The 18,317-nt window shown below is 61.5% G+C and carries 16 protein-coding genes; 7 read left to right on the top strand and 9 right to left on the bottom strand.

The window, feature by feature from the left end:
- The first annotated feature begins 1 nt into the window (after nt 1).
- The 5 genes from ACST81_RS07880 (at nt 2) to ACST81_RS07900 (ending at nt 4,938) form a co-directional block, all read left to right on the top strand.
- Nucleotides 2-1,018 carry an SIS domain-containing protein gene (locus ACST81_RS07880; protein ID WP_438752370.1) on the top strand — a complete coding sequence of 339 codons (1,017 nt, stop codon included), beginning with the start codon at nt 2-4 and terminating at the stop codon, nt 1,016-1,018.
- A gap of 2 nt (nt 1,019-1,020) precedes the next feature.
- Complete coding sequence (locus ACST81_RS07885) at nt 1,021-1,956, top strand: PfkB family carbohydrate kinase (protein WP_438753429.1); 936 nt, start codon at nt 1,021-1,023, stop codon at nt 1,954-1,956.
- Nucleotides 1,953-3,032, top strand: a complete 1,080-nt coding sequence (locus ACST81_RS07890; protein WP_438752371.1) for an ABC transporter ATP-binding protein — start codon at nt 1,953-1,955, stop codon at nt 3,030-3,032. Before ACST81_RS07885 ends, ACST81_RS07890 begins: the two co-directional genes overlap by 4 nt.
- Nucleotides 3,033-3,103: 71 nt before the next feature.
- A complete protein-coding gene (locus ACST81_RS07895) occupies nt 3,104-4,198 on the top strand; it encodes a glycosyltransferase family 4 protein (protein ID WP_438752372.1) in 1,095 nt (364 codons plus the stop codon).
- On the top strand, nt 4,195-4,938 hold the full coding sequence (locus tag ACST81_RS07900) for a polysaccharide deacetylase family protein (protein ID WP_438752374.1): 744 nt from the start codon (nt 4,195-4,197) through the stop codon (nt 4,936-4,938). The genes ACST81_RS07895 and ACST81_RS07900 overlap by 4 nt, the downstream gene beginning before the upstream one ends.
- Before the next feature lie 18 nt (nt 4,939-4,956).
- On the opposite strand, the gene ACST81_RS07905 is transcribed toward ACST81_RS07900, so the two are convergent.
- On the bottom strand, nt 4,957-5,787 hold the full coding sequence (locus ACST81_RS07905; protein WP_438752376.1) for an MBL fold metallo-hydrolase: 831 nt from the start codon (nt 5,785-5,787) through the stop codon (nt 4,957-4,959).
- A 229-nt stretch (nt 5,788-6,016) separates the two neighbouring features.
- On the opposite strand from ACST81_RS07905, the gene ACST81_RS07910 reads away from it, so the two are divergent.
- The gene (locus ACST81_RS07910) at nt 6,017-7,813 is read left to right on the top strand and encodes a metallophosphoesterase family protein (protein ID WP_438752378.1); all 1,797 of its coding nucleotides are present in this window, start codon (nt 6,017-6,019) and stop codon (nt 7,811-7,813) included.
- A gap of 27 nt (nt 7,814-7,840) precedes the next feature.
- Here the strand turns inward: ACST81_RS07910 and ACST81_RS07915 are convergent, their stop codons facing one another.
- From ACST81_RS07915 to ACST81_RS07925, 3 genes are all read right to left on the bottom strand, one after another.
- Nucleotides 7,841-8,305, bottom strand: a complete 465-nt coding sequence (locus tag ACST81_RS07915; RefSeq protein ID WP_325464050.1) for a cyclic nucleotide-binding domain-containing protein — start codon at nt 8,303-8,305, stop codon at nt 7,841-7,843.
- A gap of 121 nt (nt 8,306-8,426) precedes the next feature.
- Entirely contained in the window at nt 8,427-11,144 is a 2,718-nt protein-coding gene (locus ACST81_RS07920) for an ABC transporter transmembrane domain-containing protein (RefSeq protein ID WP_438752380.1), read from the bottom strand.
- An 8-nt stretch (nt 11,145-11,152) separates the two neighbouring features.
- Nucleotides 11,153-11,752, bottom strand: coding sequence for a hypothetical protein (locus tag ACST81_RS07925; RefSeq protein WP_438752381.1), 600 nt, complete (start codon nt 11,750-11,752; stop codon nt 11,153-11,155).
- Between the two features lie 38 nt (nt 11,753-11,790).
- On the opposite strand from ACST81_RS07925, the gene ACST81_RS07930 reads away from it, so the two are divergent.
- Entirely contained in the window at nt 11,791-12,468 is a 678-nt protein-coding gene (locus ACST81_RS07930) for a class I SAM-dependent methyltransferase (RefSeq protein ID WP_438752382.1), read from the top strand.
- Nucleotides 12,469-12,477: 9 nt separating this feature from the next.
- On the opposite strand, the gene ACST81_RS07935 is transcribed toward ACST81_RS07930, so the two are convergent.
- The 5 genes from ACST81_RS07935 to ACST81_RS07955 all read right to left on the bottom strand — a co-directional run bounded on the left by ACST81_RS07935 (nt 12,478) and on the right by ACST81_RS07955 (nt 18,317).
- Nucleotides 12,478-13,620: a glycosyltransferase family protein gene (locus ACST81_RS07935; protein WP_438752383.1), complete on the bottom strand. Its 1,143-nt coding sequence runs from the start codon at nt 13,618-13,620 to the stop codon at nt 12,478-12,480.
- Nucleotides 13,617-14,864 carry a glycosyltransferase family 4 protein gene (locus tag ACST81_RS07940; RefSeq protein ID WP_438752384.1) on the bottom strand — a complete coding sequence of 416 codons (1,248 nt, stop codon included), beginning with the start codon at nt 14,862-14,864 and terminating at the stop codon, nt 13,617-13,619. Before ACST81_RS07940 ends, ACST81_RS07935 begins: the two co-directional genes overlap by 4 nt.
- A gap of 7 nt (nt 14,865-14,871) precedes the next feature.
- A complete protein-coding gene (locus ACST81_RS07945) occupies nt 14,872-16,083 on the bottom strand; it encodes a glycosyltransferase family protein (RefSeq protein ID WP_438752385.1) in 1,212 nt (403 codons plus the stop codon).
- A gap of 63 nt (nt 16,084-16,146) precedes the next feature.
- Nucleotides 16,147-17,322: an ABC transporter permease gene (locus ACST81_RS07950; protein WP_438752386.1), complete on the bottom strand. Its 1,176-nt coding sequence runs from the start codon at nt 17,320-17,322 to the stop codon at nt 16,147-16,149.
- The gene (locus ACST81_RS07955) at nt 17,319-18,317 is read right to left on the bottom strand and encodes an ABC transporter permease (protein WP_438752387.1); all 999 of its coding nucleotides are present in this window, start codon (nt 18,315-18,317) and stop codon (nt 17,319-17,321) included. The genes ACST81_RS07950 and ACST81_RS07955 overlap by 4 nt, the downstream gene beginning before the upstream one ends.

Here is an 18,317-nt window from a genome sequence, read left to right on the forward strand (position 1 = left end):
CATGTCTTCACAGAAAATTCGTCCGGAAGGCTTGAAAGCCATCGACCGTGAAATGGCGCGCCAGAATGCCGATGCCATCGCTTCCTTCGAAAGCGCCGGCGAACGGGCAAAGGTTATCGCCGCCTCGCTCAGGGAAACCGGCGGCCTGCTGCTGCTCGGCATGGGCGGTTCGCATGCGGTCAACCGCGCGGTGGAGCCGCTCTACCGCGCGCTCGGTATCGAGGCGATCGCTGTTCCGTTGTCCGAACAGCTCGGCATGCCGCTGGCGATCGAGGGCCGAACGGTGCTGATCACCTCGCAGTCCGGAGAAAGTGCGGAAGTTCATCGCTGGTTTTCCGAAACCGGCGGCTCCGAACACACGTTCGGCCTGACGCTGGAAGGGTCGTCTTTCCTCGCCAGGACGACGCCGAGCCTTATCGGCGCCGGCGGAACCGAGCTTGCCTTTGCCGCGACCCGCAGCCTGACGGTGAGTTTTGCGCTACATCTGGCGATCCTTTCGGCACTCGGCGAGGACGCTTCACCGGCGCTCGCTGCCCTTGCGGCACCGGCGACCAATGATCTCGATGCGGCGCTTAAGGCGTTTGCAAACGTGGCGGCGGTGGTCACCTCCGGCCGCCGCCTTCAGGGGCTTGCCGAAGCTTTGGCGCTGGGGTTGACCGAGCTTTCGCGCGCGCCCTGCTTTTCGCTGGAAGGCGGGCAGTTGCGGCATGGACCGATGGAAATGCTGGGGCCGCAGGTCGGCGTCGTATTGTTTCGCGGCAATGACGAAACGGCCGATCTCGTCACCGCGATGGCCGTATCGGCCGTCGAGACCGGATCTCCGGTCATCATCTTCGATGCCTCGGGCAAGCCGCCGGTTGAAGGCGCGACGACACTCGGGTTTGAGCCCGCGACTGGGCTCGCGGCGATCTTCTCGATGCTGCCGGTAGCGCAATGCTTCATGATCGCTTTTGCCGATGCGCGTGTCGACAATGCCGGCACTCCGGTGCGCTCCACCAAGATCACCCGGAGTGAATGAAAATGCGTCCGCTTGCGGTGATTGGAAATGTCAATGTCGATCTGATCCTCGGGCCGGCCGAGCCCTGGCCGAAGGCCGGGACCGAGATCATTGTCGATCATGACGAGTTGCGGGTCGGTGGCGCCGCCGGCAACAGCGCGCTCGCCTGGGCCGCCCTCGGCGTTGATTTCGATATCGCCGCCAGCATCGGCTCCGACGAGTTCGGACGCTGGCTGCGGCAGTCCTTCGGCAGCCGTGCGGAGAAATGGACCGTGCATCCCGAGGGCACGACGCTGTCGGTCGGCATCACCCATCCAGATGGCGAGCGTACCTTCTTCACCACGCGCGGTCATCTGCCACGTTTCTCGCTTGCTGACATGCTTGCCGTCCTTGATGGAAACCGGCTTTCCGGCGGTATCGCCCTGTTGTGCGGATGCTTCCTGACAGACGACCTGACGCGGAACTATTCCGCCCTGTTCGATTGGGCCGATCAACACGACATCATGATGGCGCTCGATACCGGCTGGCCGCTCGACGGCTGGACGGAAGAAAACAAGCAGGCGACGCGGGACTGGCTGTCGCGCTGCGGCTGCGCACTGTTGAACGAGGTCGAGGCAACCACGCTGTCCGGATTGGACGACCCAGCGGATGCGGCGCGTCATATCAAGGATCACATGCCCCAAGGCGCCGTCGTCGTCGTCAAGCGTGGCCCGGAGGGTGCGATCGGTATCGATGCGGATGGAAATTTCGCCTCGGTCGCGGCGCCGGCCGTCAAGGTCGTCGATACCATCGGCGCCGGCGATGTTTTCAACGCCGCCTTTCTTGCGGCCTTTGCCGAGGGAAGGCCGCTCATCGATTGCCTGACGGCTGGCACCGGCGTCGCCTCGCGCGCCATTTCCACCTTGCCCCGCAGCTATGGCGGCCCGCTCCCGGCCGCGAACGAAGAGGCCGCATCATGAGCGCGCTGGAAATTCAGAATGTCCGCAAGACCTATGGCGCGGTCGAAACGCTGAAGGGCATCGATATTTCGCTGGAAAGCGGCGAGTTTCTCGTGCTTCTCGGCTCTTCCGGCTGCGGCAAGTCGACCCTGCTCAACATCATCGCCGGCCTTGCGGAGGCGTCGGGCGGCGATGTCCGAATCGGTGGTCGTTCAGTGCTTGGCGTCCATCCCAAGGATCGCGACATCGCCATGGTGTTCCAGTCCTATGCGCTCTATCCGAACCTGTCGGTTCATCGCAACATCGGCTTCGGCCTCGAAATGCGCAAGGTTCCGACGGCGGAGCGGGAAAAGGCCGTGCAGGAAACGGCTAAGCTCTTACAGATCGAAGCCTTGCTTGATCGCAAGCCAAGCCAGCTCTCCGGCGGTCAGCGCCAGCGCGTGGCGATCGGTCGGGCACTGGTGCGCAAGCCCCAGGTTTTCCTGTTCGACGAGCCGCTGTCCAACCTCGACGCAAAATTGCGCATGGAAACACGGACGGAACTGAAGCGCCTGCACCAGATGCTGGGCACGACAATCGTCTACGTTACCCACGACCAGATCGAGGCGATGACGCTGGCGACCCGTATCGCGGTGATGCGCAATGGCAGGATCGAGCAACTCGGGACGCCCGAAGAAGTCTATAATTGTCCGGCCACGCTTTATGTCGCCGGCTTCGTCGGCTCGCCGCCGATGAATGTTCTCTCCGCCGTGGTCGGCGAGGATGGCCTGCGTCTCGACGGATCGGGGCAGGTAATCACGATGCCGAACCATTTGAAAGGCGTGGCCGCCGCTGGCCGGCGCGTCAAAATCGGTATCCGGCCCGAAGCCCTGCGCTTGGCTGGAGAGTTCGATGGACTGCTGGCGCTCAAGGTTGATATCGAGGTCGTCGAGCTGACAGGCCCGGAACTGGTGGTGACAGGACGTGTGGGTGGCGAGCGCGTGACCGTCTGCCTGCCGCCGCGCGCCCGGCTCGACGTCGGCATGACGCAGCTGTTTTCATTCGACGAGGATGCGCTGCATTTGTTCGACGCCGAGACGGAACAGGCATTGCGCTGATCCTTGGAAGGCAGCGAATCCGCCCGCCGGCGGTTTCCTTCTTCAGTCCGATGTCCTAGAACCACATCTGCATGAAGATCGCGTTCTATTCCCCGCTGAAATCACCCAACCATCCCGTTCCCTCCGGCGACCGGCTGATGGCGAGGTTGCTGATTTCGGCGCTCCAGCGGGCAGGACACAAGGTATATGTCGTCTCTGAACTGCGTGCCTTTCTTCGTGAACCATCCACGCCTGAGGTCGCCGATCTGTTTGGAAGGGCGGAAGCGGAGAAGGAGCGAATCGCGGCGCAATGGCGCGCATCGGGACCGCCGGACGCCTGGTTTTGCTATCACCTTTATTACAAGGCGCCCGATCTCATCGGGCCGAGCCTCGCGCGTGAATTCGGCATCGCCTATCTCACGGCGGAGGCGTCCTATTCAGAGAGGCGCAATATCGGGCTGTCGGCGGAAATGCAGGATCGCGTGCTGGACGCGGTGCGGCTGGCGGATGTCAACATCTGCCTGACCGAGCGCGACCGTGACGGGCTTGCGGCAGCGGCATCCGATGCCCGGCTAACACTCTTGCCGCCCTTCATCGATCCGGCGCTGATGCTGGCGCGCAAGCCGGAGCCCCAGCCGGGGCGGCTGATCACCATCGCCATGATGCGGCCGGGCGACAAGATGCAGAGCTATGGCATGCTGGCGGAGGCACTGGCGCGGCTCACGCATCTGCCATGGACCCTCTCGATCGTCGGCGACGGTCCGCAGGCAGCCCAGGTGCAGGCGCTGTTTTCACGTTTCAAGGCGGATCGCATCTTTTGGCACGGTGAAAAGACAGCGGATGAAATTGCCGATCTGCTGTCGGCCTCGTCACTCTATCTCTGGCCCGGATGCGGTGAAGCCTTCGGCCTTGCCTATCTGGAGGCGCAGGCGGCGGGCCTGCCGGTGGTCGCTCAGGCCGTTGCCGGCGTGCCATCCGTGGTCGTTCATGACAGGACCGGGCTGCTGACACCGCCGGATGATGTCGCCGCCTATGCGCAGGCGATCGAGCGGCTTTTGACTTACGATGGTTTGCGCGCGGGGCTGGCGTCGGAAGCACGGGTATTCGCGAGCGAAGAACGCTCGATCGACCGGGCAGCAATGAAACTTGCGGATATTCTCGATCAATATGTGAAGCGGGCACGATGACAGAGTTTGACAGCCTGATCAGCCGGGAGCTGGACCGGTGGCAGCGGGCAGGCAAGACGGCCCGTTTCTGGTTGCGGGATGACGATGCGGTCGAGCCGACGCCCGCGCTCGACGATTTTCTGGCGACGGTCAGCGAATTTTCGGTTCCGGTGACGCTGGCTGTCATCCCGGCTCACACCGGCGCGCCGCTGGTGCAACGGTTGGAGCAAGAGCCGCACGTCTCCGTCGCGGTCCATGGCTGGTCGCACCGGAATTATGCCGGCCCGCAGGAGAAGAAACAGGAGCTGGGCAGCCATAGGCCGGCTCCCGATGTCCTTTCCGAACTGAGTGCCGGCTTCGACAAACTGGCGGCGCTGCATGAAGGCCGCTTCGTTCCCATGCTGGTGCCGCCATGGAACCGGATCGACAAGATCCTTGTGCCGCATCTGTCCGACATCGGCTTCAAGGCGCTCTCGGTCTATGGTCCCGAAAAGCCGGCGGCGTTCGGCGTGGTCAATTCGCATGTGGACGTGATGGACTGGCATGGTACGCGGGGAGGACGCAATCCCCTGGAACTCGCTGCGGAGATCGTCGCGCGGCTGCAGCACACGTTCGACCATGGCGGTTTAACGGGTGTTCTGACACATCATCTCGTGCACGATGAAGCCGTCCGGGGTTTCCTGACGGCGCTGTTCAAGGTGACAACAAGCCACCCCGCTGCCCGCTGGGAACCGGTGGCGGGTATCCTGCGCGACCTCTGAAAGCAGTAGCGGTCTATCTTAAACGTCGATCACCTGACCATCACGGGCCGTAAAGGCGCCGTTGAATTCCTGGGCTGCCAGCCGCTGGATCGCGTCGAGTTCGCTGTCGGTTCGCAGCGGCGAGTGATGGATGAAGGCGACCTGCTTGGCACCGGCGGCCTTGGCAAGGCGAATGGCCTGCTGCCATGAGGAATGGCCGTAGCCGACATGCCGGTGCATCTCGTCGTCGGTATACATGCAGTCATAGAGGAACAGATCGGTACCTTCGATCAGGTCGAGCACGGCGGGGTCGAGACTTCCGGGGCGATGTTCCGTATCGGTGACCAGCGCGACGGCGCGGCCGCCCCATTCGACCCGATAGCCGATAGCGCCGCCGGGATGGTTGAGGCTGCCGGTCTTCACCGCGACATTATCATGGGGAACAAGCACATCGCCGGAGCGGAAATCGCGACAGTTGATCGAGGCGCGGCAGATATCCGGCTCGACCGGAAACCACGGCGGCCGCATGAATTCGCCGATCATCTGGCGGGTGGACATGCGTCCGGCCAGATGTCCCGACCAGATGGTGACCGAGGCCATCGGATCGAACAGCGACGGCAGATAGGGCAAGCCGACGATATGGTCATAGTGGCAGTGAGTGAAGAACAGATTGAAATCGGAAACGCCTTCGGACTTCAGGGTCTGGCCGGCGGGCATCAGCCCGGAGCCGGCGTCGAACAATAGTCGGTGCGATCCGCATTGCATTTCGATGCAGATGGTATTGCCGCCATAATGCTGAAATTCGGCCCCCGATACGGGGAGGCTGCCTCGAACTCCCCATAGCCGTACACGAAACAACTTATCGTTCACTCTTTTGCCTCAGTCACGGTCAGTCGCCTGCGTTCCGTTCATCTGCAACTGTCCCATCTCTTTCTTAATGCCGTCTTTTTGGCGGGCTTGATTAACCAAGCCTCATTTCCGCCATGTTAGCCAAACTGCCCGGCTTAAGCGAGACGCCAATTCGCTTTTTCTTTCCATCTGTGCCAGAGACCACGGCAAATGAATCCTGTTTGAACCTTTGATGGAAAACATCCAGAGAATGCCGTCCTCCAAGCCTCCGCGCATTGCCGTCATCGCCGACGCGCATTTCCATGACCTCTATGCCGATTATGGCTTTCCCGGTCTCGCGCATGGCGATCGCCGCCTGTCGTTCCGGCTGCTGGCCGATACGGCCCGTTCGACCCGCGTCTTCAACGAAAGCTATTTCGCGCTTCTCCATACGCTCGACGACATCGCGGCGCGCGGCATCCGCCATGTCGTGCTGCTGGGCGATTATTCCGATGACGGGCAGGTGGAGACGGTTCGCGGCGTCAGGCGAGTGCTCGATGATTATGCCGCGCGGTTCGGCATGCGATTTTACGCTACCGTCGGCAATCACGACATTTTCGGCGCGGCCGGTCGCCATCGTGCCAAGCGGTTTCTCAACGCGGATGGCAGCTACAGTGTCGTCAGCAGCGATCCCAATGTGCGCGACCGGGGTGCGCGGGAGGTGATCGCGAGTTCGCTGATGCACTGCGAAGGGTATCCTGACGGCCTCAAGGAGATGGCCGATTTCGGTTTCTACCCCCGGCCTGGCGACATTCATTGGGAAACGCCCTTCGGCCGTGATGGCGACCCTGCGTCGCGGATTTATGATGTCCGTTCGCCCGATGGCCGGACCACTCGCTCGCTGATGGATGCGTCCTATCTCGTCGAACCCTTTGCCGGCGTCTGGCTGCTGATGATCGATGCCAATGTCTTCGTTCCCGCCGATGGCATCGTTCCGGGCGAGGCGGGTGACCTTGCCGATTCCACCAGTGCCGGCTGGAACGCCATGTTGCGGCACAAGCGGTTCGTGCTTGACTGGATGACGAATGTGGCGGCGCGTGCGCGCCAAGAAGGCAAAAGCCTTCTCGCCTTCTCGCATTATCCAGTGATCGATCCGCTGGATGCGACGGTCGAGGACGAGATGGCGCTGCTTGGCCGGACGGGCATGGTGGAGCGTATTCCTCAGGCGGCCGTGGCCGAGGCGCTGATCGATGCCGGAATCGACATTCATTTCAGCGGCCATCTCCATGTCAACGACACCGCCCGTCATGCCCTGGATGGCCGGTTCCTGATCAATATCGCCATGCCGTCGCTCGTCGCTTTCCCCTGCGCCTACAAAGTTATTTCAATCGACGAGCGGACGATCGACATCGAGACGATCGGCATCGACGCGATGCCGATCGATGCGGATTTGAAATGGGCCTATGAGAAGGAAGTCGTGCCGTCAGGGCTCGATGCCGGCGGCATGCTCGACGTGGCCGACTATGGTGGCTTCGTCTCCGAGCATATCGGCCATCTGGTCGGCCGTCGTTATCTCAAGCGCGAATGGCCGAAGGAACTTGCGGCGCTGTTCCGCGGTCTTGATCTCACCGATCTGGCGGTACTGGCGCTTATGGAACCCTTGGCTGCGCCGGATGCGGTGACGGCGGCGATGGCCGCCCGTGACGATGCTCCAATGCGAGCGCGCTTGGCCGATTGGCTTTCTTCGGAACGGTTCGAGCCGACGGCTCTTTCCGGCATCAAGGCGCTGGATTTCCTGGGGGACTGGTATCGCCTGCGGATGGGCAGCGAACTGGCTTTGGGCTGGATCAGCCGGGAGCGCCTTGCCGCCTATGGCGCCGTCGAACGTCTCTATGCCGAAGCCGGATGGGCGAATGCGGGATCGATGCAAGGCCAGCTTGCCCTGATCTTCCGCATGTACGGCAAATATGCCGCCGGCCTGCCGTCCGGTAATTTTCGCATCGACCGGGAGACGGGTTCGATCACGCCGATCGTGGAAGCGGAGCAGGGCGTGCGGCAAGCCCGCTAACGCTTGCCGTACGCAATTTCCATCTGCTCAATCGGCTGCGCGCGCCGCACGGCTGCGGGCTTCGGAAAGCTCGCTGGTGGTGTGGCTCAGGCGATCCGCCAGCACGCGCATGATCTCGATGGTGATTTCGGGAAAATCGGTCAGCAGCTTGAGGAAGTGATCCTTGCGGATGCGCAGGGCTTCGAGCGCCGTGGTCGTCTGGACGGTGGCGGTACGCGACACGTCGCAGAGAATGGCGATTTCGCCGACGATCGAATTGGTTTCGACTTCGGCGATCTTGATCGGACCTGTGGACGAATCAACCAGGATATCGGCCTTGCCGGCCAGAACCACATAGGCCGCGTCACCGGTATCGCCCTGGTGAAAGAGAGCCTCGCCAATGTCATAGCTGACACGATCGGAGGTGAACGCGAGAAGCTTCAGCTTTCCCGGTTCCACATTCGAAAACAGCGGCACCCGCCGCAGCATTTGAACTTCGTCTTTCAGAAGCATGTTCAAGCCCGTCCCCATTTTCCGCCTTTACGGTTCGGCAGCCGGTGTTCCTCACCCGTGCCGCCGTCCGGAAGAACGTCCATACCCGCCTGTCCTGCGCGCATGGACTTTGCCTTTGACATTATGATGATACAAGTTCCTTAAAGATACCGTTATTCTTGACCAGCGCCGCATGGGTGCCCTCTTCCACAAGCATGCCCCTGTCGAAGACCAGGACGCGGTCGAACAGGCTTGAAAGCGAGGTGTTCGATAGCACCCAGACGACCGCCGGATCGCGTCCGTCGCGACGCACCAGTTTCAGTACATCGCGAACGATCTCGTCCTGCAGGCGGTGGTCGAGGCCGGGCAGCGGCCGGTTGAGGATATAATAGTCCGATCGGCGCACCAGCGCGCGCGCCAGATTGAGCTTTTGGCGCTGGACCGAGGTCAGCCGCTTGCCGCCGGCGCCGAGATTGAAATCGAGGCCGATATCGAGAACCTGTTCCAGCAGGCCCAGCGTGTTCAGGAGCGAGCTGACGATCGTGCGGATGCGCTTGGAACCATCGGCATGCTTGTGACTGATGCGGCCGAACAGGATATTGTCCATCAGGCTTGCCGACGCGTTGTAATGGTTGGGGTCGTAACGCTCGATCTCGTCGCGCATCTCCTCAGGCATGCCGTCATGGAACTGCCGGCGCACATCGATGATCTTGGCCATCAGTTCCTCGGTCAGCAGACCGAAACGATGGCGGGGTTCGATATAGCGGAAGGCGAGGCGAATGAACGCACCGCGATCATCTTCCGATGCCACGTCGAAACCCTTGCCCTTGTATTTCTGCAGCAGCAGCTGATAGGTCGGAATATCGTCCGCCGTCATGAAGGTCAGCTGCTGGAAGAACGGGTGGTCCGGCGGTAGGTCGGAGAACAGTTCGACGGCGTTCTCGGCGATGCTGTAACCCATATCGAACAGGATATGATCAAGCCCGGTGCCGCCAACGACGGAGCGGAAATAGACGTTCTTGCCGATAGCCTTGCCGACAAACGAGGGGCCGGTCGCGGTGCCGAACAGCAGGTTTTCGCCGACTGTCGCTTCGGTGTTGTAGGCGCCCGGCTCGAATGACACGACGAGGCTGCTCAATCCTGCCTCTTCCAGCTCTTCGCGCAGGGCATGACGCATCTCGACGATGCCTTCCGCAAGTCCCGGATGGTCTTCCGGCGAAACGGTGGTGCGCAACGCGAGGTCGAGGATGTCCTTGGACAGTTGGACCGTGTCGAGAACCGAAAGGACCGGGGCAAAGAGGTCGCTGTCATTCGTCGCGTTGGCAGCCTCGTAGTCGATCCAGTCGCTGTTGACGTCATGATGCGGGTTGCCCGCGAGCCGCGCCTCGTTGATCTGCCATTTGCGATGGGTTGCCCGGCTGCCTTCATAGACGGCATCCTTCAGCGGCGCATGCTTCAGGCCATAGAGCAGATTGTCTCGCAGGGTTCCGTAAAAGAAATAGGTATCGGCCGAGACATAGGAAATGCCGCGTCCGGTTACCGATTCCGGCAATTCGAGAATGTCGTCGCCGCCGAGCGTCACCTTGCCGCTTTCGGGCCAGACGAGACGCGCGAAGGCTTCCGCCAGCATGTCGCCGCCGCCAGCCGCGCCGCCGACAATCGCGACCGTCTCGCCCGGATGGATCTGCACCGAGACGCGCTCCAGCAGTTTCGCACCGCTATCGTCCGCCAGCGATAGGTTGACGGCCGCCAGCGGATGCTTCAGCGCGCCGGCATCCTTGATGGCGATGGCCTGCACGGCGGGATCAATTGTCCGGTCGACGCTGAACTGCTCGACCACCTGGACATATTTCACCTGCACGTCCTGGCGGGTCTGGTCCCAGTCGATCAGGTCCTTCAGCGGACCGGGCAGGTCCTTGTAGGCGCTGATGACGGCGATCAACTGGCCGATATCGAGACGGCCCTGCAGGGCGAGATAGCCACCGATGCAATAGAACAGGAACGGCGTCAGCTGCGCGAGGAAATTGTTGATGAACTTGACCAGGAATTTCCACTGGTAGAGGTCATAGCGGATTCTGAAGATCAGCCCCAGGCGCGAGGCGATGTCGGCACGCTCATAGTTCGACGTGTCATAGGCGTGGATGGTGCCGATACCATCGACGATCTCGCCGACGCGGCCGGCAAGCTCGCGGGCGGTTATCTGGCGTTCGCGGCCCAGCACCAGCAGGCGGCGACGCATGCGCGGGATGATCAGCGCCTGGACAGCGACCATGACCGCGGCGATCAGGCCGAGCCAGGTATTCTGCATGAAGATGAAGAACAGTGCGGTCAGCGCCTGTCCGCCAAGCAGGGCGGGCTGGACGAAGGCGTCGCCGGTAAAGCCGCCGAGCGGCTCGACCTCGTCCTTGACCATGCTGGAGACTTCCGCACCCTTCATGCGTTTGAACTGGCTGGGGGGGAAACGCAGGATGCGATCGACAAGCTCGAAGCGGATGCGCCGTAACAGCCGCTCGCCAAGCCGGCCCTTGAAGGTGTTGATGTAGAATTTGAAGAGCCCGTTGATGATCACCAGCAGCAGGAACACGAGGCTGAGCGCGAACAACGTCTGCATGCGCGTCAGCTCGAAGCCGTCGAACAGCGCGACATTGCCGATCCATGGCAGATCGAAATTGATGTTCATGAAGGTCTGGGTCGCACCCGGCTGATCGAAGCCGTCACCCTGGATCGGGCCGTTGACGATCTGCTTGGGCAGGTCGAACGACAGGAAATAGGGGATCATCGACACGGCGACGACGAGGAGGATCCACAACTGCTGAGCGCGGGTGTGAGTCCAGATGTAACGGGCGATACTTTTTTCCATGGGCGAATTCAACCAGCCGTGCTGCGGGTGTCGAGGACGTAGAAGCGTCTGGCAGCGTATGGCGTGCCGGCGATCTCCGGGTCATGCAAATGAAGATCGAATTGTCCCCTGACCGTCACGGACGGGCGGCTGATGATATGCGGCACCTGCGATGCGGCGCGTTCCAGCTCAGGAGCATATTCGATGATGACGATACGGGCATTGTCGATCAGCGAGAACAACAGGTCGCCGAGCGGATCGCGGCGGCCGAACGGTTTCAATGAGTAGCCAAGCAGGACGAGGCCGTAGCTGCGGGGCGCATAATCGTAGTCGATCTGCTGGAACTTGGCGGGGACGTGCCTGACGATACAGGGCTGGCCGTTGAGCTCGGACGCCTCGTAAGCCTCGGTCTTCGGATCGACGGAGGTAACGGACAGCGGATGATGGGTGAGATAGGGCGTGATCGGCCGGATATGGCCGCCGATTTCGAGGATATGCGGGCAATCGCGCATGAAATGGGCGGCAAAAACCTGTCGCATGGTCGCGCCCAGCCCTGCCAGATGCGGGATGTCCTTTCCGTCCTCCTGAGACGGCGAAACGGAGGAGACATCCTTCAGGTTGACTTGCATTCCTTGCACTCCAGAAAAGTCCAGACTACAACACGCACATGACGAAAACCACCCGAACAAACGAAGCAAACACAACAGATTGGCACGAGAGTGCCTTCGATATCATCCGCGGTCTGTCCGCCTATACGGGAAGCTCCCTGATCGAGGGCCTTGCAAAAGTTGTTGCCAAATATCCGGACGCGGACGTTGGCACGGCCTTCAACCACAAGCAGGTTGGAAGCAAGATATGGGCACGTGACAAGCTGGTTGAAAGCCTTGGCGGAAAATTTAAACACATCATATTGCTGGGCGGCTGGTATGGCGTGTTGCCGGGCATGTTTTTTGACGACAGGCGCTTCGATATCGACCTGATCGAGAGCATCGACATCGATCCCGAGGTGGGCGCCATCGCCGAAACGCTGAATGCCAGGGCAGGCGAACGGTTCCGGGCGGTGACGCAAGACATGTATGCGCTCGACTACGCGACGCTTGGCGCCGACCTGGTGATCAACACCAGCTGCGAGCACATTGCCGACCTGCCGGCCTGGCTGGCGCTGTTGCCGCGCGGCACGAAGGTGTTGCTGCAGTCCAACGATTATTTCAGCGAACCGACCCACATCAATTGCGTGCCATCGCTGGAAGCCTTCCAGAAACAGACCGCACTTGCCCATGTTGCGTTCGCCGGATCGCTGAAGATGAAGAAATATACCCGCTTCATGGTCATTGGAACGGTCTGATCGATTCGATCAGAGCAGGCCGCGCAGGATTTCGGCGGTGCGATGGGCGCCGTCGAGATCAAGGTTGTGCGGTGGTTTGCCGGCTGCCGTGAGCGCGGACCGGATCGCCGCCGCCATGCTTTCCGCCGGCAGGTCGTCTTCGGTCAGCACATGCGCAAGCCCAAGCCTGGCCAGACGCTCCGCCCGAACCGTCTGCTCCGTCTCGCCGCCGGCGGTGAACGGGATGAGCAGCGCATGGCATCCGGCGCGCAGGATATCGCAGACGGTGTTGTATCCCGCTTGTGACACGGAGAGCTTCGCCCCGGCGAGCAGGCTTGCGAAATCCGGGCGGAACCGGAAGACGCTGACATGCGCCGGCGTATCGGCCGAGATCGCGTCGAAATCGGCTTGCGGCAGGTTGGGGCCGGTGATCAGCGCCCAGGACAGTGTGCCGTCGATTGACTTTGCCGCCTCAAGTGCCGCCCGGATCAAAACATTGCCGACGGCGCCGCCGCCGGCCGAAACGATAATGTCGAACTGTTCCCGTGGCTTGGCGGGCGGTGGTGCCGCCACCAGGCCTGTGTAGACGACCGTGTCGGCGATCTCGGCGGCCAGCGGAAATGTGTCTTCGAGTCGCGCGAAGGCCGGGTCACCATGCACCAGCACCCGGTCGAAATATTGCTTGATCGTCGCCACCGTCTCTTCGTCGCGGCCGGGCTTCGAGCGTTCCTGCAGGATGTCGCGGAGCGAGGTGACGACCAGCGGCTTCGGCCGTGTCTTCTCGATCTCACCGAGAAGCGGCAGCAACTCGAACCGAACCTGGCGGCGGCCGAAGGGGAAGGCTTCGATGATGACGATATCGGGCTCGTTTTGGCGGAAAGCCGAGAGCAGCAGGTCGCGGCGACTGTCCTTGAACGCATCATCGACCGGATTGCCGTCGATGTCCGCCAGCCCGGAAAAGCCGGCGTCGCCGGACGTGATGGCGGGCAGGGCAATATGGCGAACCCGCGGACCGGGAAAACCGGTGACCGGCGTGCCGCCGGTCACGACCGTCACGTCGAAATCCGCTTCGGCAAGCGCGTTGGCAATGCGGCTGGCGCGGGCGAGGTGGCCGATGCCGAGCAAATGCTGGACGTAGAAGAAGACGCGTTTCCGTGTCGCTGGAGCGGTCATCGGGTTTTCTGCCATTCGGCTTCGAACAGCTGTTTCAGCTCGCGAATGCTGGTTTGATGGTCAAATTCGCGGCGCACCTTGCGTTCCGCGGCCTCTCCCAGTTGGGCGCGCAAAGCCGGATCGCGGATCGCCCGTTCCAGCGCCGCGGCAAAAGCCTGCGGATCTTCCGGCGGCACGACAAAACCGTTTTCACCATCGACAAGCAGTTCCGGCACGCCGGAAATGTTGGTGGAAATGCAGACCAGCTTCTGGCTGGAGGCTTCGACCAGCACGTTCGGCAGCCCGTCCCGGTCTCCGTCGGCAGTGATCCGGCAGGCAAGCGCGAAGATATCCGCATTGCGATAGTGCTGCAAAACTTCGGTCTGTGACATCGATCCGTGCCAGGTGACCCTGTCCGCGATGCCCAGTTCCTTCGCCAGTGTCTGAAGTTTCGCCAGTTGTTCGCCGCCGCCGATATGCTCGAACTGCCAGTGGCGATCCTTCGGCAACAGGCTGAGCGCACGCAGGACGATATCGAAACCCTTCTTCTCGACCGCGCGGCCGACACTAACGATCGTCACCGGCGCTGCCGGCCGCGATCCGTCGAAGGGCGGGCGTTCGTCATCGAATTCGCCGAAGCGGGTGAGGTCGAGGCCGTGATAACTCAGGTGCACATGCGGCTTGTTGCCGGACAGGTGGCGCAGATGCTCATATCCCGTCTGCGTGCAGGTCACCGTCCAGCGCGTGCTGGCGAGCTTGCCCTTCAGCTCCCAGTCCGGCGAAGTCCAGATGTCCTTTGCATGGGCCGAGCAGGTCCAGGGCGTGCCGCTGATGATGCTGGCATACCGGGCGACGGAGGCGGGCGTGTGGATGAAATGTGCGTGCAGCCATTCGCCACCCTTCGGCCATTCCGCTGAGAGAACCATGGCCTGGCCGAAGCGGCGAATGCGATTGCGGGTCCGGTCGCGCCGGAAGTCGGACACAAATGCCGGAAGCGCGCGCCAGAAACCGGGGTTCGGCAGGCATTTGGCGAGCGCGCGCAGGACACGTGGCGCCTCTTCATGCAGATATTCGGGCAGGTAATGGACCGGGGCACGGATTTCGTCGTGAACCGGGTGGCGCTTCTTGTCCGTTGGGCGCCGCAGCGCCACCAGCGAGAGCTCGAAGCCGGCCCGTTCCAATCCCAGCAGTTCCTGGGCGATGAAGGTTTCCGACAGGCGCGGATATCCCTTCAGGACCACGATGATCTTGCGGTTTTGCATCAACGCGGACTTATCCCTTCACCACGGTCAGGTGCTCGTGCTCCCGGCGGCCCAGCCACTCGCCGACGATCTGCGAGATGTTCGCGAGGCCCTCGAGTGTCAGGCCGGCGGCGCTTTTCGACGGCGGCTGGCGCTCGGGCAGAGCCTTCAGCGCAGCGGCAAAGCGCATGGGATCGGCCGCCTCTTCTGGCCGCAGCATGTCGATCAGCCCGAGTTCGGCAGCGCGGCTGGCGCGGATCAGCTGTTCCTCACGCGGTGCCACGCGCGGCACGATCAACGCCGGCTTGTCGAAGGAGAGGATTTCGCAATAGGTGTTGTAGCCGCCCATGGCGACGACGGCCTTGGCGCCGGCGATCAGCTCTTCCATGCGGTTGTCGAACTCGATCACCTCGATATAGGCGATCTTCGCGCATTTCATGATCAGCTTCTGGCGCTGCTTGGCCGGCATGTACGGGCCGAGCACGACGAGAGCCTTGTGCGTCAGCGTTGCGTCATCCTGATAGGCATCGATCACGTCATGGACGAGATCGGAGCCGTCGCCGCCGCCGCCGGTGGTGACCAGGATATAGTCGCCCTTCGGCTTGTGCTCGGATTCCTTGATATCATGCGAGACGCTGCGCTGCAGGAAGCCGACGAAATCCATCTTGGAGCGCACGATCGGCGGAACCTCCAGCCCGACCAGCGGATCGTAGAAATCCGGCGGGCCGTAGACCCAGACGCTATCGTAGAATTGCCCGATCTTGCGCATGACATCGTTACGCTTCCACTCGGCTTCCAGCAGATGCGGCGCGTCCATGACTTCGCGCAAGCCGAGCACCAGCGTTGTTCCCTGTTTTTTCAGATAGGCCAGCGTCTCCTCGACCTCGCCATGCAGGCCCATCGGTTCCTTGTCCACGATGAAGATGTCGGGCTGGAACGTTTCGGCCGTGTGGCGGATGATCGACTTGCGCATCTTCAGCGTCTCGTGCAGGTCGATATGCCGATCCATCGATGTATATTCGCCATTGCGCAGCTTGATCACGCTGGGGATCTTCACGAAGTCGACGCGCGCCCGGTAGTCGAAGGCACCGGCGATCGTCGCCCCCGAAATGATCAGGATGTTGACGCCGCGATAGTCCTCGACCAGCGAATGCGCGATCGTGCGGCAGCGCCGGAGATGACCAAGTCCGAACGTATCGTGGCTGTACATCAGGATGCGGGCATCCTCGATCCGGCGCGTCATGAGCAGAGCCCCTTTTCGCAGCCCAACTCCTTGCGGAGTGTCCTTAGCATCTCAGTATCCACTTCACTTGTACGGGTCGGCTGCATCGCGGAGACCGTCGCCAAGGAAATTGAAGGCGAGAATCACCAGGATGACCGGAATGGTTGGAAACAACAGCCAGGGATAAAAGGCAATAACACTGACGCTGCGGGCTTCCGTCAGCAGGATCCCCCAGCTGGTGATCGGCGGACGCAGGCCAAGGCCGAGGAAGCTGAGCGCCGTTTCGCCGAGGATCATGCCGGGGATGGACATGGTCGCCGTGGCGATCAGATGCGACATGAAGCCCGGCACGAGGTGGCGGCCGATGATACGAGGCGTGCCGGCGCCCATCAGTTGGGCGGCAAGCACATAGTCTTCCTCGCGAAGCGCGAGCAGTTTCGAGCGGACGGCGCGTGCAAGCCCCGTCCAGTCGATGAGCCCGAGAATGGCGGTAATGCCGAGATAGATGAAGATCGGGCTCCAGGTTACCGGCATGATCGCCGCGAGCGCCATCCACAGCGGAATGCTCGGGATCGACTGCAGCACCTCGATGATGCGCTGGACGATCAAGTCGAAGACGCCGCCCTTGTAGCCTGCCAGGCCGCCGATCGTGATGCCGAGCACGAAGCTCATCGTGATCCCCAGCAGGCCGATGGTGAGCGATATGCGAGCGCCGTAAAGAATGCGCGACAGCACGTCGCGGCCGAGACGGTCGCTGCCAAGCAGGAAGAGCTGGCCGTCCTTAGCCGGGCAGAAGAGACGGACATTGCCCTCGACAAGGCCCCAGAAACGGTAGGCGTCGCCACGGCAGAAGAAGCGGATCGGCTCGACCTTCTCGGTGTTGTCCGTGTAGATGCGACGCAGCGTGTTCATGTCGAGTGTCATCGTCCGACCGTAGACGAACGGCCCGACGAAGCTGCCTTCATGGAAGAAATGGACACGCTGTGGCGGAGAATGGATGTAATCGACATTGCGCGTATGCAGGTTGTACGGCGCCAGGAACTCGACAACGGCGATGATCGCATAGAGGAAGGCGAGGAAATACAGCGAGAACAGGGCGATCCTGTGCTTCTTGAATTTCCACCACATCAGCCGGAGTTGCGATGCCTGGTAAACCTGCGACTGCTTCTCCGTCATAACATCGACGGCATGCGGATCGAAGGGGGCCGGGGATACGTAATGCGCCAGCGGTGCGCCGGATTCGGGAAGGGATACCGTCACTTGGTGCTACCGCCTTGCAGTCTGATACGCGGGTCGAGGAATGCCAGCGCGATATCCGATATCAGGACCCCGATCACCGTGAGGAACGCCAGGAACATCAGGAACGATCCGGCAAGATACATATCCTGGCTTTGCAACGCTTTGATGAGCATCGGGCCGGTCGTTTCCAGGGACAACACGATCGCGGTGATTTCCGCTCCGGAAATGATCGCCGGCAGGATCGATCCGATGTCCGAGATGAAGAAGTTGAGTGCCATGCGCAGCGGATATTTGACCAGCGCCCGGAAGGGATGCAGGCCCTTGGCCCGGGCGGTGACGACATATTGCTTCTGCAGTTCGTCCAGCAGATTGGCGCGAAGCCGCCGGATCATGCCCGCGGTGCCGGCCGTGCCGATGATGACGACCGGAATCCAGAGATGCTCCAGGATCGACTTGAACTTGTCCCAGCTCATGGATTCCGCCAGATATTTCTGGTCCATGAGATGACCGATCGTTGTGCCGAACCAGATATTGGCGAAATACATCAGGATCAGCGCGAACATGAAATTGGGGATCGCGATGCCGATCAGTCCCAGGAATGTCAGCCCGTAATCGCCCCAACTGTATTGATGGGTGGCGGAATAGATTCCGATCGGAAAGGCAATCAGCCACGTGAACAAGATTGTCACGAAGGAGACCATAACCGTCAGCCACAACCGGTCCCCGACCACGTCGCTGACCGGCAGCTGGTATTCGAAGGAATAGCCATAGTCCCCCTGGATCATGCCTGCGACCCAATGGAAATAGCGCATGATCGGCGGACGGTCGAAACCGTACTGCGCGCGCAGTTCCTGGATTTCCGCCATATCGACGTCTTCGCCCTGGGCGCGCAGCTCCGAAATATAGCTTTCGAAATAGTCACCCGGCGGAAGTTCGATGATGGTGAAAACCAGCGCCGAAATGATCAGTAGTGTGGGAAGCATCGCCGCGACGCGCCAAAGGATGTATCGCAGCAT

Source organism: Pararhizobium sp. O133, assembly GCF_051669845.1.
GTDB lineage: Bacteria > Pseudomonadota > Alphaproteobacteria > Rhizobiales > Rhizobiaceae > Pararhizobium.